This is a genomic window from Sphingomonas sp. SKA58 (genome assembly GCF_000153545.1).
GTDB classification, from domain to species: Bacteria; Pseudomonadota; Alphaproteobacteria; order Sphingomonadales; family Sphingomonadaceae; genus Sphingobium; species Sphingobium soli.
The window spans coordinates 1,429,514-1,443,936 of sequence record NZ_CH959306.1 but is presented as its reverse complement, the minus strand read 5'-3'; the positions used below and the strand labels follow the sequence as shown (position 1 = coordinate 1,443,936).

At 59.6% G+C, this 14,423-nt stretch carries 15 protein-coding genes; 6 read left to right on the top strand and 9 right to left on the bottom strand.

Features of this window, described 5'->3' with window-relative positions; all coding sequences use genetic code 11:
• The first annotated feature begins 33 nt into the window (after nt 1-33).
• Nucleotides 34-540 (top strand): nuclear transport factor 2 family protein, encoded by a 507-nt coding sequence (locus SKA58_RS07530; protein ID WP_009821794.1) that lies wholly within the window; start codon nt 34-36, stop codon nt 538-540.
• 47 nt (nt 541-587) lie between these two features.
• Here the strand turns inward: SKA58_RS07530 and SKA58_RS07525 are convergent, their stop codons facing one another.
• The 7 genes from SKA58_RS07525 to istA all read right to left on the bottom strand — a co-directional run bounded on the left by SKA58_RS07525 (nt 588) and on the right by istA (nt 8,162).
• Nucleotides 588-1,379 (bottom strand): dienelactone hydrolase family protein, encoded by a 792-nt coding sequence (locus SKA58_RS07525; RefSeq protein WP_009821793.1) that lies wholly within the window; start codon nt 1,377-1,379, stop codon nt 588-590.
• Entirely contained in the window at nt 1,376-2,017 is a 642-nt protein-coding gene (locus tag SKA58_RS07520; RefSeq protein ID WP_009821792.1) for a CoA transferase subunit B, read from the bottom strand. The genes SKA58_RS07525 and SKA58_RS07520 overlap by 4 nt, the downstream gene beginning before the upstream one ends.
• Entirely contained in the window at nt 2,017-2,724 is a 708-nt protein-coding gene (locus tag SKA58_RS07515; RefSeq protein ID WP_009821791.1) for a CoA transferase subunit A, read from the bottom strand. Before SKA58_RS07515 ends, SKA58_RS07520 begins: the two co-directional genes overlap by 1 nt.
• The gene (bktB, locus tag SKA58_RS07510; protein ID WP_009821790.1) at nt 2,721-3,911 is read right to left on the bottom strand and encodes a beta-ketothiolase BktB; all 1,191 of its coding nucleotides are present in this window, start codon (nt 3,909-3,911) and stop codon (nt 2,721-2,723) included. Before bktB ends, SKA58_RS07515 begins: the two co-directional genes overlap by 4 nt.
• 156 nt (nt 3,912-4,067) lie before the next feature.
• On the bottom strand, nt 4,068-5,705 hold the full coding sequence (locus SKA58_RS07505; protein ID WP_037542264.1) for a flavin-containing monooxygenase: 1,638 nt from the start codon (nt 5,703-5,705) through the stop codon (nt 4,068-4,070).
• 137 nt (nt 5,706-5,842) lie between these two features.
• Nucleotides 5,843-6,649, bottom strand: coding sequence for an IS21-like element helper ATPase IstB (gene istB, locus SKA58_RS07500; protein ID WP_009821099.1), 807 nt, complete (start codon nt 6,647-6,649; stop codon nt 5,843-5,845).
• Nucleotides 6,639-8,162: an IS21 family transposase gene (istA, locus tag SKA58_RS07495; RefSeq protein ID WP_009821788.1), complete on the bottom strand. Its 1,524-nt coding sequence runs from the start codon at nt 8,160-8,162 to the stop codon at nt 6,639-6,641. The genes istB and istA overlap by 11 nt, the downstream gene beginning before the upstream one ends.
• Nucleotides 8,163-8,404: 242 nt before the next feature.
• Between istA and SKA58_RS07490 the strand changes: the two genes are divergently transcribed.
• On the top strand, nt 8,405-8,767 hold the full coding sequence (locus SKA58_RS07490; protein WP_009821787.1) for a hypothetical protein: 363 nt from the start codon (nt 8,405-8,407) through the stop codon (nt 8,765-8,767).
• A 123-nt stretch (nt 8,768-8,890) separates the two neighbouring features.
• Here SKA58_RS07490 and SKA58_RS07485 read toward each other — a convergent pair whose 3' ends face one another.
• Both SKA58_RS07485 and SKA58_RS07480 read right to left on the bottom strand, forming a co-directional pair.
• On the bottom strand, nt 8,891-9,874 hold the full coding sequence (locus SKA58_RS07485) for a DarT ssDNA thymidine ADP-ribosyltransferase family protein (protein ID WP_037542262.1): 984 nt from the start codon (nt 9,872-9,874) through the stop codon (nt 8,891-8,893).
• Nucleotides 9,865-10,770, bottom strand: a complete 906-nt coding sequence (locus SKA58_RS07480) for a macro domain-containing protein (protein WP_009821786.1) — start codon at nt 10,768-10,770, stop codon at nt 9,865-9,867. The genes SKA58_RS07485 and SKA58_RS07480 overlap by 10 nt, the downstream gene beginning before the upstream one ends.
• A 789-nt stretch (nt 10,771-11,559) precedes the next feature.
• Here SKA58_RS07480 and SKA58_RS07475 point away from each other — a divergent pair.
• From SKA58_RS07475 to SKA58_RS07460, 4 genes are read left to right on the top strand one after another with little or no spacing between them, the layout of a single operon-like run.
• Nucleotides 11,560-12,132: a hypothetical protein gene (locus SKA58_RS07475; protein WP_009821785.1), complete on the top strand. Its 573-nt coding sequence runs from the start codon at nt 11,560-11,562 to the stop codon at nt 12,130-12,132.
• The gene (locus tag SKA58_RS07470; RefSeq protein ID WP_037542260.1) at nt 12,122-12,469 is read left to right on the top strand and encodes a hypothetical protein; all 348 of its coding nucleotides are present in this window, start codon (nt 12,122-12,124) and stop codon (nt 12,467-12,469) included. The genes SKA58_RS07475 and SKA58_RS07470 overlap by 11 nt, the downstream gene beginning before the upstream one ends.
• A gap of 14 nt (nt 12,470-12,483) precedes the next feature.
• A complete protein-coding gene (locus SKA58_RS07465) occupies nt 12,484-13,578 on the top strand; it encodes a hypothetical protein (RefSeq protein ID WP_156784151.1) in 1,095 nt (364 codons plus the stop codon).
• Complete coding sequence (locus SKA58_RS07460; protein ID WP_009821782.1) at nt 13,568-14,368, top strand: ATP-binding protein; 801 nt, start codon at nt 13,568-13,570, stop codon at nt 14,366-14,368. The genes SKA58_RS07465 and SKA58_RS07460 overlap by 11 nt, the downstream gene beginning before the upstream one ends.
• The last annotated feature ends 55 nt before the right edge of the window (nt 14,369-14,423 follow it).

Sequence of the window (14,423 nt, the reverse complement as noted above, 5' to 3'; positions counted from 1 at the left end):
ATCAGAATGGCGCCGCGATAGAAGGAGAGAGAAATGGACCTGGAGCAACGCATTCGCCGACTGGAGGATCGCAATGCGATCTCGGATCTCGTCGTCTCCTATTTCTTGGCGTCTGACGATGACGATTCCGACGGCGTGGCGGCCAGTTTCATTCCCGACGCCACATTCAGTTCTTCGGGCGTTCTCAATGCGACCGGTCGCGATGCCATCGTCGAATTCATAAAGACGGCCCGTTCCTTTATGGGGCTGACTGTACATACCCCCCACTATGTCCAGTGCCGGTTCGAGTCCGACGATCGGGCTACCGGCCTTGTCGGCGCACATCTGGAATTGGTCCTGGGTGGCACGAGCGTCGTCGGCGCTGTCCGCTATGTCGATAGCTATGTCCGGGACGGAGAGGTCTGGCGTTTTGCATCGCGCGATATGCGCACCGTTCATATCGCACCGTGGGATGAGGTCAGCGCGGCGTTTGCCTCGACAACCCCGGTGCGTTGGCCGGGCGGCGAAGCTGCCGCCTCGGATTTTCCGCGCAAGTCTTAGTTCTAGTGCAGGCGTGCCGGTCCGCTAGACATGGCACGCCAGCTTATTTACGGCATGGCGGTTTTCACGCTCGTCCCGCCGTCAGGCGCTGCCCAGAGTTCACCCAGAAATGCCCGCATGGCATTCCACGAGCGACGATCGGCGATGGGATCGTAGCGAAGCCAGTCGGGAAGGCCACGCTCATGCGCCCTGGGATTTGTGAAGCTGTGACGGACCCCGCCATAGACATGCATCTCCCAACGAACCTCCGCTTGCCGCATCGTCTGCTCGAAAAGCAGCCGCTGTTCTGCGTCGATAGAGGGATCGTCCGCACCCAGCAGCAGCAGGATCGCTGCCTTGATGTTCGGCGCATCCTGTGGCGCGGTCAGCGCCAGACCGCTGTGAAAGCCCACCACTGCTCCGATGTCGCGGCCGGTAAACGCCAGCTCCAGGGCCATCGTACCGCCGAAGCAGAAGCCGATCGCGCCGACCTTCGCGGGATCCACTTCCGGTTGCGCAAGCAGCGCATCATAGGCAGGCACCACACGCTCGCGCACGCAAGCACTGCTTTTCTGCAAGGGTTCAAGCTTCTCTAGAACCTCCTCGAGCCCGCTCAGTTCGCGCGCTTCGCCATGAAGGTCGCACGCCAGCGCGACATAGCCCATCTCGGATGCAATCCGCTCTGCGCGCAGGATCGCCTGGTCGCTCAGGCCATAGCCCTCGGGAAAGACGAGAAGAGCTGGGTGAGGCCCTGCGTCAGCGGGTATGGCGAGATGTCCGCGCATCGCTAGCCCGTCCGCCACATAGTCCACCGGCCGTACATTGATCGCGCGTGCATCCTTTGGCGACAGGCCGGTCACAACGCCACCTCGAAGGAGGCGGACGTCTTTGCCTCGACATCCTGGCGCGTCACGCCGGGCGCGAGTTCAATCAGCCTGAAGGGGCTGTCATGGTCGGCCCGCTGGAAGACGGCGAGGTCGGTGATGATCATGTCGACCACATTCTTCCCGGTCAGCGGCAGCGTGCATTCCGGAATGAACTTGGGGCTGCCGTCCTTGGACGTATGCTCCATGACCACGATGATCTTCTTGACCCCCGCGACCAGATCCATCGCGCCGCCCATGCCCTTGATCATCTTGCCGGGGATCATCCAGTTGGCGATGTCGCCATTTTCGGCGATCTCCATCGCGCCCAGCACGGTCAGGTCGATATGCCCGCCACGGATCATCGCAAAGCTGTCCGAAGACGAAAAATAGGCGGTTTGTGGCAGTTCGCTGATCGTCTGCTTGCCCGCATTGATGAGGTCCGCATCCTCCTCTCCGTCGAGCGGAAAGGGACCGATGCCGAGCATGCCATTCTCGCTCTGGAGCGTGACTTGCACGCCGACGGGAATATGGTTCGCCACAAGCGTCGGGATGCCGATGCCCAGATTGACATAGAAGCCGTCCTCAAGCTCCTTTGCCGCGCGCGCGGCCATTTCATCTCTGCTCCAGGCCATTATGCGTCTTCCCTCTGACGAACGGTGCGGAATTCGATCTTCTTCTCGTAGGGTGCCCCCACGATCATGCGCTGGACATAGACGCCAGGGAGGTGGATCGCATCGGGATCAAGCGATCCCACCGGCACGATCTCTTCCACTTCGACCACGCATATCTTGCCGCAGGTCGCAGCGGGCACGTTGAAGTTGCGTGCGGTCTTGCGAAAGATGACATTGCCGCTCTCGTCGGCTTTCCAGGCCTTGATCAGGCTGAGGTCGGCGAAGATGCCGCGTTCGAGGATATAGTCCTCGCCGCCGAAGCTCTTCACTTCCTTGCCCTGCGCCACCTGCGTCCCGACGCCGGTCTTGGTGTAGAAGCCGGGGATGCCCGCACCACCCGCGCGCATACGCTCCGCCAGCGTGCCCTGGGGACAGAACTCCACCTCCAGTTCGCCCGCCAGATATTGCCGCTCGAACTCTTTGTTCTCGCCGACATAGGAGGAGATCATCTTGGCGACCTGCCGCGTGCGCAGCAGCTTTCCGATCCCCTCATTGTCGATGCCGGCATTGTTGGAGGCGAAAGTCAGGCCAGAAACACCGCTGTCGCGCACCGCGTCGAGCAGCCTTTCTGGAATGCCGCAGAGGCCAAAGCCGCCCGAAGCAATGAGCAGACCGTCCTGCAAGATGCCATCGAGCGCCGAGGCTGCGTCGGGAAACAGCTTCTTCATTCACCGGCTCCCACACGCTCTACGACCATGGCGATGCCCTGGCCGCCGCCGATGCACATGGTGATCAGGCCATAGCGCCCGCCGATCCGCTCAAGCTCGTAGATCGCCTTGACCGTCAGGATCGCACCGGTCGCACCGACCGGATGGCCCAGCGATACGCCTGAGCCGTTCGGATTGACCTTCTCAGGATCGAAACCCAGCACCTTGGCAACCGCGCAGGCCTGCGCAGCGAAGGCCTCGTTGGACTCGATGACGTCCATCTGCTCGAGCGCGAGGCCCGCCCGTTCGAGCGCTATGGGAACCGCCTTGACGGGTCCGATCCCCATCCGGTCGGGTTGCACACCGGCATGGCCCCAGCCAATGATCCGCGCGAGCGGCTTGAGGTCATCGCGATCGACGGCCGCCTGCGACGCAAGGACGATCGCGGCCGCGCCGTCGTTGATCCCTGAGGCATTGCCCGCCGTCACGGTGCCATCCTTCTTGAACACGGCCTTCAGACCCGACAGGCCTGCGAGCGAGACGTCGGCCCGGACATGTTCATCTGTATCAAACATCCGGATGCCTTTGCGATCCTTGACCTCGATCGGCAGAATCTGGGAGGCGAAGCGCCCCTCCTGCTGCGCCCGTGCCGCCCGGCTATGGCTCAGCACGGCAAGCTCATCCTGATCCTGCCGCGAGATGTCATGATCGGCCGCCACATTCTCGGCCGTGATACCCATGTGCATGCCTTCGAAGGGATCGCTCAGCACCGCGAGCAGCGTGTCGACCATCTTGATCTCGCCCATCTTCTGACCGAAGCGTGCCGCAGCCACCGAATGGGGCGAGCGGGTCATCGATTCCGCGCCGCCGGCCACAGCGAAATCGCATTCATCGAGCGCGATCATCTGCGCGGCAGATATGATCGCCTGCAGGCCCGACCCACACAGCCGGTTGAGCGTCAGCGCAGGCGCTTCGATCGGGATCCCGGCGTTGACCGCGGCGACACGGGCGAGATAGGCATCCTTCGGTTCGCTGGGAATGACGTTGCCCATGACCACATGGCCGACCTGATCAGGGCCGATCCCGGCGCGCGCGATGGACTCGGCGATGACGGCGGCGCCGAGCTTGGCCGGCGGAACATCGCGAAGGCTTCCCCCAAAGTCGCCGATCGCGGTGCGTACGCCGGACAGGATATAGATTGGTTTCATGGCTTCCTCATCTTTTGGTGTACGGGTCTGAATGCGCCGATAGCGTCCTGCGGAACGGTCGCGCCGGCGCGCGGGATGGATCTTGTGGCGATGGCTGCTCTGTTCGAGGCGGGTTCGCCGATCCTTGAAGACCTGCGCGAACCCGTGATCAAAGGCCTAGGCGAGTTCGAACCCCGCATAGTCGGAATAGGCCACCTCCTCGCAGCGCTTGCGATATTCGGGGCCACCGCCCACGTAGACGAGGGTGCGCTTTACCGTGCTGCCGTCGGGCTTGGTCGTCGTCTTGACCCACCAGGCATTGGCGTCGGCCATAAGCGTCCTGGCAAAATCGGCATAGACCGCCTCGGTCCATTGCGCTTTGGCGGCTTCGCTGGCTTCCGAGAAGGTCAGGCCGCGATCGCGCATATAGGTGATCATGCGGGTGACCCATTCCCCCTGGAGGCCGCCGCACACGCCCACATTGCAGAAGGCCGATCCATTGTGCGGGCCGACCAGCGTGAAGAAATTGGGGAAGCCGCGCGCCTGGAGGCCCAGGAATGTCGAAGGGCCATCGGCCCAGGCATCCTTGAGGCGCAGGCCGTTTTTGCCGATGATGTCGATACGATCGAGCGAACCGGTGACGGCATCGAAGCCTGTGGCGAAGATGATCACGTCGAGGTCATAGGCGCCGTCTGCCGTCACGATCCCTTCAGGCGTGAAATGCTGGATAGGGGCGCCCTTGATATCGACCAGATGGACGTTGGCCTGATTATAGGCCTCATAATAGTTGGTCTCCATCGGCACGCGCTTCGCACCGAACGGATGGTCCGTCGGGATCAGTTTTTCGGCGACCGCCGGATCGGTCACACGCTGTCGGATTTTCTTCGCGATGAAATCGGCGAGGAACTTGTTTGACTCCTTGCTCAGCAGGAGATCGCGAAAGCCGCTGAGCCAGATGCCATAGCCCGGCTGATTATAGAGCTGCTCGAAAAATACCTCGCGTTCCGCCTCCGAAACCTCCGTCCCCTTGCGCGTGTCGCGGTGATAGGGGAACGCCGTCGGCGTCGATTTCACATATTCCAGGATCGTAGGGTAGCGCTTGCGGATGAGATCCATTTCGTCCTTTTCGAGCGGCATGTTGCCGAGCGGCGTGCACCAATTCGGCGTCCGCTGGAACACGTAAAGGTCCTGGGCGGTCTGTGCGGCGATGGGAATAATCTGCACGCCGGTCGCGCCTGTGCCGATGACGCCGACCCGCTTGCCCGTGAAATCGATCGTCTGCGGATTGCCCTCGGCGTCGGTCGGCCAGCGGGACGTGTGGAAGGCTTCGCCCTTGAAGTCCTCGATCCCCGCATAGTCCGGCATCCGCGAGGCGGACAGCGGGCCTGTTGCAGATATCAGGAAGCGGCAAGTCAGCTTCTCGCCGCTGTCCAGACCGACCTTCCAGACATTGGCGAGGCCGTCATAATGAGCAGACTCCACCTTGGTGCGGAACTTATAGTGGCGTCGGACATCCATCTTGTCGGCTGCATAATTGGCGTAGCGCAGCATCTCGGGTTGCCCGGCGAACGTTTCGCTCCAGTCCCATTCGGGAATGATGCCGCTCAGCGCGAAATAGCCGTAGGTGTAGCTTTCGGTGTCGAGCCGGCATCCGGGATAGCGGTTCCAGTACCAGGTCCCGCCGACATCGTCACCCGCCTCGATGCCCAGAACCCGCATGCCTTCCCGGTCGAGCAGGTAGGTCTGGTTCATCCCGGTTACACCTGCACCGATGACGATCGCATCATAATCCGGCTTCGTCTCAACTCCACTCACGACACATCTCTCCTTGGAACGATCTTTCTTACTGTCAACGCTCGCGTTGACGATCTGTCAAGGGAATTTGGACTAGCGTGTTGATTTCCACTGAGAAGTGACCCGGGTTTTCCATCGAGAAGTGACCCGTCTGCGGATTATGTTTCGGGTGTCACGGGTGGGTCAACCCGTGGTTTTCTCTTTTGGGTTCTGGCCTGCTTGGCAGAGCTGTTTTTGAAGCGGAAGCTATCGTTGCCGGTCTCCAGGATGTGGCAGTGATGGGTAAGCCGATCGAGGAGCGCCGTGGTCATTTTGGCGTCGCCGAACACGGTGGCCCATTCGCTGAAGCTCAGGTTTGTGGTGATGATGACGCTGGTGCGCTCGTAGAGTTTGCTCAGCAGGTGGAAGAGCAGCGCGCCACCTGAAGCACTGAACGGCAGATATCCAAGCTCATCCAGGATAACGAGATCGGAGTGCAGGAGGCGATTGGCGATCTGACCGGCCTTGCCCTGTGCTTTTTCCTGCTCGAGCGCATTGACCAGTTCGACCGTCGAGAAGAAGCGGACGCGCTTTCGATGATGTTCGATGGCCTGGATGCCCAGCGCCGTTGCCACATGGCTCTTGCCGGTGCCAGGACCGCCGACCAGCACGATATTGTCGGCGATGTCGATGAAGTCGCAGCGATGCAACTGACGCACCAGAGCTTCATTGACCTCGCTACTGGTAAAGTCGAAGCCGGCCAGATCGCGATAGACAGGGAAGCGCGCGATCTTGAGCTGATAGGCCACAGACCGAACCTCCCGTTCTGCTGTCTCGGCTTTGAGTAACTGGGAGAGGATCGGGATGGCGGCTTCGAACGCTGGAGATCCCTGTTCCATGAGATCGGTGACGGCCTGCGCCATGCCATGCATCTTGAGGCTGCGGAGCATGACGACGATGGCGCCGCTGGCAGGGTCATGACGCATGACGCTTCTCCTTGCGCAGATCATCATAGCGTTCGACATTGGCCATCGGTTCGCTGACCAGCTTGAGCGCCTGGGGCGCCGTCACCGGCGGCGTGGAGATCGGTTTTCCGTCGACCAGCCTATAGAGCAGATTGAGGATATGGGTCTTGGTCGGAACGCCAGCCTCCAGCGCCATGGTGACCGCCGTCAGCACCAGTTGCTCATCATGATGAAGAACCAGCGCCAGTATTTCGACCATTTCCCTGTCGCCGCCGGGATTGCGCAACAGATGTCGCTGCAGACGCTGGAACGCATCGGGTAGCTCAAGGAAGGGCGCACCGTTGCGCAGGGCGCCGGGCTTGCGCTGCACGACCGCCAGATAATGGCGCCAGTCATAAACCGTATGACCTGGACCGTCGTGAGAGCGGTTGATGATGCGCTGATGTGCGCAGATTGGCTGCCCCTCGGCGACGACCTGGAAGCGATCAGGATAGACGCGCAGGCTGACAGTGCGATTGGCGAAAGAGGCCGGTACGCTGTAGCGATTGCGCTCAAAGTGGATGAGGCACGTCGGCGATACCCGTTTGCGATATTCCACAAAACCATCGAAGGGCCTGCCCGCAACCATCAGACACTCAGATTCATCGGCCCAGGCATTGGCAACCGATCCGGGTTCGATCCCGTGAGGGATGTCCTCCCATAACGCCTTGCAGCGCTCCTCCAGCCACAGGTTCAGCGCATCAAGGCTTTCGACCTGCGGCGTGGGTTGCCACAGACGGTGCCGCGCATCCTGGACATTCTTCTCGACCTGCCCCTTTTCCCATCCCGCAGCCGGGTTACAGAACTCAGCTTCGAACAGATAGTGGCTGACCATCGTCAGGAAGCGTGCGTTGACGGTGCGTTCCTTGCCACGCCCGACCTTGTCGACGGCCGTGCGCATATTGTCATAGATACCCCGGCGCGGCACGCCGCCCAGCACGCGGAAGGCGTGATTATGGGCGTCGAACAGCATCTCATGGGTTTGCAGCAGGTAGGCGCGCACGATGAATGCCCGGCTGTAACTGAGCTTGAAATGCGCGACCTGCAGCTTGGTCCGAACCCCGGCGATGATTGCCCAGTCCTCACTCCAATCAAACTGGAAAGCTTCCCCCGGCGCGAACGACAGGGGCACGAATGTCCCACGCCCGCCAATCTGTTGCTGGCGCCGATAATCTTCGCGCCAGTCCCGAGCAAAAGCGGCAACCCGGTTGTAGGATCCTTCATAACCCAGGCTCACCAAATCGGCGTGAAACTGCTTGATCGTGCGCTTCTGCTTGCGCGATCGGCCCATATCGCGCCGCAGCCAGGCCGCCAGATGCTCAGCAAATGGGTCCAGTTTGCTTGGTCGATCAGGCACCTTGAACCGCGGATCGATCGTCTCGGACCGCAAATATTTGCGGATCGTGTTGCGTGATAGTCCGGTGCGCCGCGTTATCTCCCGGATCGGTAGATGATCGCGAAAATGCCAGCGCCGGATAACGCTCAATAACGCCATGTCCAACACTCCATATACCCTCGCTTGTCAAAGCCAGGGACGAGTTCAACATGGGTCAATTCTCAGTGGAAATTTACGCCCTACCCGGGTCACTTCTCAGTGGAAATCAACACTATGCCCGCATTATTCCCTCGAAATGGGCAGTAAAACCTGGTGCCAGACATGCTCTGTCGGACCATCGTGGATACCCCTCGTTGCTCGCCAACGCGCATTCGCTGAACTATGGGATCTCCTAGGGTGGGATGGCAATATATTGGCCAGGTAACGAGGTAAATGGCGTTCAGAATACGCGGGCTGTCACGCAATGGTTCGAGAAGACGGGCGAATTCTGGGGTGTTGGCGGCGGGTTCTTGTTCCAGCGTGAGGGGGATCGGCTAACGCTTTCGACCGGTTATTTCGTCAAGCATTGGCTCGATTTCCTGGAACGAAATTGCGCCCTTGCTCTCGTACATGGCGGGGCGCTCCCGATCCATGTCAGGCTAGGTATCAGCAACCTGACAGACAGCTGGTGGCCGCGTGGAGATTTCCAGTTCGGGGACGAGGGATTTGCCGCCGTCGAGAACGCTTATGAATATGATGGCATATTGATGTCGACAGAGCCCTAGGCACTACAAGAACTGGTTGTCGCCGCCTTCAATGGCCTGGCTGCGGTCTATGGACACGAGCCCTTCACGCTGGAAGAGATTCTGGATGAGGCCAAAGGCTAAGGGCGCGCGATCGACGCTGCGTTAGAACAGGACGGATCCTAGCGATATCATTGAGGCATGAGCCAGTTGTCCATCTATCTCGATTTCCACCCGATAGAGGCCATCAGCCAGCTCGGCGCGGTGTCGCCATCGTTTCGCTGGATGGGCTGGTAAGGCGACCATGCCGCCGTTGAAGAAGTCGACTATCTGCTGACCGACCTGGTTCCAGACCTTGATCGCGATCGAAAGGTTTAGGCCATCGTGCCGAGGGTTGATCCGGAACGTCACGCCTTCAGCTGATAGCCCTATCTCCTGAACGAAAGCGAACCGCTTTTCGAAGACCTTGAGCGCGTCAGAAACTTTGCAGTAGGGTGCCCAGCGGGCTGCATGCGCGCCGAGCGAATACAGAAGCGTGTCGCGCTCCGGGTCCGAGCGCAGGTAGATTTCCTGAAGGCACTCGCTCAGATCGAGAGGGGAGGCAGGCAGCACTTCGGCGCAGCGGGCGTCGGTTATCGATCGATCGCCACCGGTCCCGCCTTCGGAGAAGACCTTGTGAAAAGGGATTTCCGAAAAATAGGCTTCGCTGTCGCCCGGGATAGTGCCTGCGAGCTGCATGTTCTGGTTCGAGAAGCGAATGTCGGGCCGGGCGAGGACGGTCCTGGCGTCCAGCGCAAGCATGACGAGGACCGGCGCATGGGCGCCCGGATATGTGCAATCGCCAGGCTTCCGCACGCCTTCGATATGATATTGAGTGGGGGTTTTGGGGCGAAAATAAAGCCGCACGCGATCATGGGCATGATTGCGCGCATCGATCACCCCTGGCGCTGCGACGTCGCGGGGGCGCGCATTTTCGGCATCGTCTCGAGAACGCAGCATGCCCTGGCTTAGGATCTGGACAGCATTTTCGAGCGGCGCATGATGGAAAAGTCGCGATGGCCAGTGCTTGCGATGCGGATAGGACGGACTGGCAAGCTGCCGCTTCCAGCTATCGATATGGGCGTCGATATAATCGAGGCTTAGTGCCACGCGAGCTCGTGCTGCGACTTGCTCTGGGAGGCGATTGCGAAGCCCTGCCGATGCGGATTGGGCTCGATCGCATATTCCGGGCTGCCACCAGGGCGCTCGATCACCACAGGGCGCACGGACGGCAAGACACTCAGCAAGGAGACCAGCGACTCGCCAGTTCCCCGGATCGACCAACCTGCTTCGCGCTTCGTCACTAGCCCGCTCTGCAGTCCGTGCCAGATGCCGCGCAGGTCATCATCCTCGAACAGCAGAACAGCTTCATCGGTTTCGATAAGCAGGCCGCTATCGTCCATCCTGGCCTGGAATTCCCGATTGCTTCCAAGCATCGAAAGATGCCCGCAGGATAGATCGACCGCGCGCCGGATGCTCGAGCGGAAACCATCGAACGAACCATCGTCAGCGGTCTCGCGCTTGAGTGTTGCTGCGACGGTCTCCAGATGCTCGGGCAAGCCGACATCGACCGTAAAGTCATGAATGAAGACCGGTATAGGTAAGGGCGCCAGATACTGCTCCATGAGCGGCTTGACGTCGTTCCAGTCCAAACCGCCATTGCCACAGCCCAATTGTGGGAAGGCGATCTCGGTGATGCCCTGCTCAGCATAGGCAGACACGAATTTGGCAAGTCCCTGCTCGACCCATTCAATCCGCGAAGGATTGCGCCAGTGGACCTTTGTCGGGAAATTCAGCACCCAGCTGTCGCTGCCCCGCCATAGCCACAGCTTGCCAGGCTCCAGCATCTGCTGGTCGCAGATACGCTTATAGGCCTCGAACATCTTGGGTTCGCGGGTCTTGAACGCCTGGGCGAGGCCCTTGCCCATCACGCCGACGCAATTCACCGTGTTCACGAGCGTCTGCGACGGGGATTCAAGAAGGCTGGTACGGCGATAAATCAGCATAAGCCGGCCCTCATTGCGGTGTCATGGGATATGGCCACGCCTGGCTCAGATTGTGCATGAGAACAAATATAGAACAATCTTTCATCGAGGCAAAGGCCGAATCTCATTTGCTGGGCCAAGATATGGGAAAAGCGGCAGGCTGGAAAGTATGGCGGCGAGTGTAAGGGGACAAGAGCTTTTAGAGTGACATGGAAACCACGAAACTCGCAAAAGTGCGCATCAACCTTCTGATATAAGTGAATTAAAATAAATTCAGTTCGGATGGGCTGTGTCTGGAGTGCCGCCCCATTATCGGTGTCCGGGACCAGAGCATTTGGAGTTTGGGCGTTATGGCCATCGACCCTTTTAAAATCAGATCATCATGAAATCAGGACATTTTCAGGTTTGTGCAATCCATTTTCTCGGTTCTCAGGGTCGTCTTGGTCGGCTCTAACTGGGACCATGGTGGTCCCAGTTGGGTCAAGCAACTTAATGACATAAAATCAGAAGCATAGGAGGCATTCCTGCGACACTCACATCTAGTGAAGTGGGACTGCGTCGTCGATCGCAATGGGCGCCCGGAGTTGGTGTAACAGTCTGAAATACGGTCTGATTTTGGCATGTTACCTGCTGCTCTCGGCGCCGGTGTGCACTCCAGAAGCTCTTGTCCCTCACTCCAAAAGCTATTGTCCCCGCACATTGCAACACTAAGCTGCCGCGCCGCATCGGGGCGGGCTCGCCAACAAGTCCGGCTTGCGCGGATCACTTCTATCATGTATCTCACGTGCATAACATGAGAATGAGGTCGTTGTGATTCTGGACGTTGCGAAATTGGCTGGTAGTGAGATCCTTTCGGGCGCCCCAAGCGGCCGCCATCTCTATGCCAAGCTGGTGGAGATGCTGCCGGACGAACCTTCCGGCCCCGAGCCGCTGTTCCTCGATTTCCGCGGCGTGCAGGTTGCGACTGCCAGCTTCCTTCGAGAATCCGTGATTGCCTTCCGGACGTTCGTGCGCAGCCGCAAGTCGAACTTCTATCCCGCCGTCGCCAATGCTGTGACGGATGTCATCGATGATCTGGTCGAAGTCGTTCAGCCGCGTGGTGACGTACTCATGCTCTGCACGCTGGGGCTGGATGGCGAAGTCATTCGCTGTCGTCGGATAGGGACCCTAGATCCCAAGCAGCAACTGACCTTCGATCTTGTGAGCCGTCATGGCGAAACTACTGCTACCCAGCTTATGGAAATAGAAAGAAGTGACGTTAAAGTTACTGCATGGAATAATCGACTATCATCATTGTCGTCCCTGGGGCTGATTAGCGAGCAGGCGCAGGGCCGAACCAAGACCTACAAACCTATATTTGCAGGAGGTGAAGGTGGGAGCTGACTTCAAGGCAAGAGCAAAGCGTAATTTCGAAAAATGCTGGGACAATGCAGCGGTTGTCGCGAACACGCCTGACCTTTTCGCCCGCAGCGCTGATCGCGCGCCCAGCCGCTATGAGGCCGAGGCTATCGGTGGGGCGACCATTACTGTCGGCGAATCTTTCTCGGTTCGCATGGAAGGCAGCAATATGGTGGGACGCCGCGGGACCTCGCCCGTCATTCTCCTTTCCAACCCTACCCAAAATCTCCGCCTTTCGATGGAGCAGGGCTGCAACATAGCCCGGGCCAGCGTCGTAGCTGCCGATCCGATCAGCGGCGTCTTCGAGGTCACCATTCACTAAAAGGCGAAATGCTGATGTCTGGCGAGCAGCGTGCATTCAAACGTCTCTGGAGCAACCCCGGTGCCCCCATGTCGATGGGGTGCATCGGCTGTCCCGAGTTAGCAGTATGCGGTGGGCAGACCGTGGACGGGGCAAGCTTCAATTGCCTCGATCATTGCTGCGGAAATCCAGCCACCTGCCAGATCGTCTGCCCAGACGCCTATATCTATGCTGACCGGATCCGCGAGGTGAAGGGGCTGAGCCTCGACACCCCAGATGGACCCAGACTGCTCATCGATCCGATCCCGCCCTATGTTCCGATGGTTTTCCACGGTAGCGCGATGGAGAAGCCCGTCGAGGCCAAGGCGATTGCCATCCCGCTCTATCGCTTCTTTGACCGCAATGGTGATTGTCGCTTCGAAGACATTCAGTCTGTCCAGGATAGCTTTAGGCTCGACGCAGCGACGAAGATCATCCTGTCGGGTGTCGCGCAGGATCGGGAGGTGGAGAAGTGGTGGAAGCTCGAACGCTCAGGTCGACTGAAGGCGATCGGCAATCTGCGCCGCCTTGGTATCGCTATGGTCTCCACGCCCAATTTCAGTCTGATCGTGGATCGTCCGCGTTGGGATGATCTTCATTCCATGCGCCGCATCGTGCTCGCCTATAACGAACTTGTGTCTGCAGGGCAGCCTGCGGCTCTCCATGTCAACGGTCGTACCGAAACGGACTTTGCGCGGTGGGGAGACTATATCTCGGGTCACCCCGAGGTCACGCATATCGCTTATGAGTTCACGACTGGAACGCGCAATCCAGGCCGAATGATGCAGCATGCCCTTTGGCTGACTGGCTTGGCGGCGGCGTCTTCAAGCCGCCTTGGCTTGCTGCTGCGGGGCGGGTCGGCAGTGAGCAGTTTGCTGGCCGCGCATTTTGATGTGAGTTTCATCGACAGCTCGCCTTTCGAGAAGGCGCAGCATCGTCAGATCGCTTATCTGGACGAGGAGGGGCAGCGCCGCTGGGACGAGCGCCGCACTGATACCGGCGAGCCTGTCGATGCACTCCTTGAGGAGAATATTCGCGTGTCTAAGCTCTGGTTCGCATCGAACATGCCGAAAGCGCCACTTGCAGCCTGATCTTCTCAGCCCTCCCTTTGGCTATGGCATTGTCGATGGACTTGGCCGGGCCTGGCAGCGTGGGCAGTCGCCTAACCTATCTGGGCAGTGTTTTCGTGCGCGCGCGATCGGCCCCCTCATTGAGATCGCAAATCTGGGCTCGACTGAGAGGCTCCATCAAATCCGCCGCGAGAGCTGGTTCAGCGATGGGTCGCTAGAGGCTCTGGTCGATGCCTTTCTCGATGGAGCGACACAATGGGTCGCGAGAGATTTGCGGGAGGGAATGGTGAAGGGCGAAGGCCTGGAGGACGAGGCTGTCCTCACGAGCTTCAAGATCGACGCACATAAAGCTGCGATTGCCGCTGGCTTCGGGTCGCAGGCGAAGTTTCTGATTGCAGCGCTGGGCGAACTTGTCGGGAACGTAGTCGAGCACTCGGAAAATTCTGGTTCGGCAGCGGCTTTCTTTTGCGCTGGCAAAGGAGAATTTGAGTTTGTGGTTTCCGATCGCGGCATCGGGGTGTTGGACAGCCTTACCCAAAATCCGGAACACAGCGGCTTGAGCGACCATGGGGCGGCGCTTGAGGCGATGGTGGAAGAGGGGGTGTCACGCCACGCGTGCGACACCGGGCATGGTCACGGTTTCCGTCCCATATTCGAGAAGCTGGCGGATATGACGGGCGAATTGCGTTTCCGGTCGGGCGACTATGTTCTTACCCTCGACGGGCGATTTGGGGACAGGATTGCTCGGGAGACCAATCAGAAGGCCCGGATACAGGGCTTCCTGGCGGCCGTGAATTGCAAAATCGGGTAGCCAGTCGCGCAGTGAGGCGAACGCCAGCACCTACATGGATCCGGGTTGGTCAAAC

Excerpts from the sequence above, each read along its gene's own strand:
- SKA58_RS07530 (WP_009821794.1), top strand. The coding sequence starts at position 34 with ATGGACCTGGAGCAACGCATTCGCCGACTGGAGGATCGCAATGCGATC.
- SKA58_RS07520 (WP_009821792.1), bottom strand. The coding sequence starts at position 2,017 with ATGGCCTGGAGCAGAGATGAAATGGCCGCGCGCGCGGCAAAGGAGCTT.
- SKA58_RS07515 (WP_009821791.1), bottom strand. The coding sequence starts at position 2,724 with ATGAAGAAGCTGTTTCCCGACGCAGCCTCGGCGCTCGATGGCATCTTG.
- bktB (WP_009821790.1), bottom strand. The coding sequence starts at position 3,911 with ATGAAACCAATCTATATCCTGTCCGGCGTACGCACCGCGATCGGCGAC.
- istB (WP_009821099.1), bottom strand. The coding sequence starts at position 6,649 with ATGCGTCATGACCCTGCCAGCGGCGCCATCGTCGTCATGCTCCGCAGC.
- istA (WP_009821788.1), bottom strand. The coding sequence starts at position 8,162 with ATGGCGTTATTGAGCGTTATCCGGCGCTGGCATTTTCGCGATCATCTA.
- SKA58_RS07490 (WP_009821787.1), top strand. The coding sequence starts at position 8,405 with ATGGCAATATATTGGCCAGGTAACGAGGTAAATGGCGTTCAGAATACG.
- SKA58_RS07480 (WP_009821786.1), bottom strand. The coding sequence starts at position 10,770 with ATGCTGATTTATCGCCGTACCAGCCTTCTTGAATCCCCGTCGCAGACG.
- SKA58_RS07465 (WP_156784151.1), top strand. The coding sequence starts at position 12,484 with ATGTCTGGCGAGCAGCGTGCATTCAAACGTCTCTGGAGCAACCCCGGT.